The sequence below is a fragment of the Corynebacterium sp. HMSC062E11 genome, from assembly GCF_001811845.1.
GTDB classification, from domain to species: Bacteria; Actinomycetota; Actinomycetes; order Mycobacteriales; family Mycobacteriaceae; genus Corynebacterium; species Corynebacterium hesseae.
On the sequence record NZ_KV806813.1, the window covers coordinates 1 to 218 of the forward strand.

At 54.1% G+C, this 218-nt stretch carries 1 protein-coding gene; it reads right to left on the reverse strand.

Going from position 1 to position 218, the window contains the following annotated elements; all coding sequences use genetic code 11:
- On the reverse strand, nt 1–218 hold a 218-nt coding region (locus HMPREF2822_RS12960; RefSeq protein ID WP_148139632.1), incomplete at both ends, for an HNH endonuclease signature motif containing protein.

A 218-nucleotide genomic window follows, 5' to 3' on the forward strand; every position in this document is an offset into this window, starting at 1 on the left:
ATCATCATTGATCCCGTTGTGGTAGGCGCACAGGAAGGTCAGGTTCTTGATGTTGGTGTAGCCGCCTGCCTGCCAGGGGATGAGGTGATGGACTTGGCAGTAATCAGCCGGCTTGTTACAGCCTGGTCTTGAACAGGTGTGGAATTCAGCATGCAGGGTAAGGCGTTGTTTGAAGTTTGCTCCACGCTCTAGCCGCCAGGTGTCGATGGGTCCTTCAA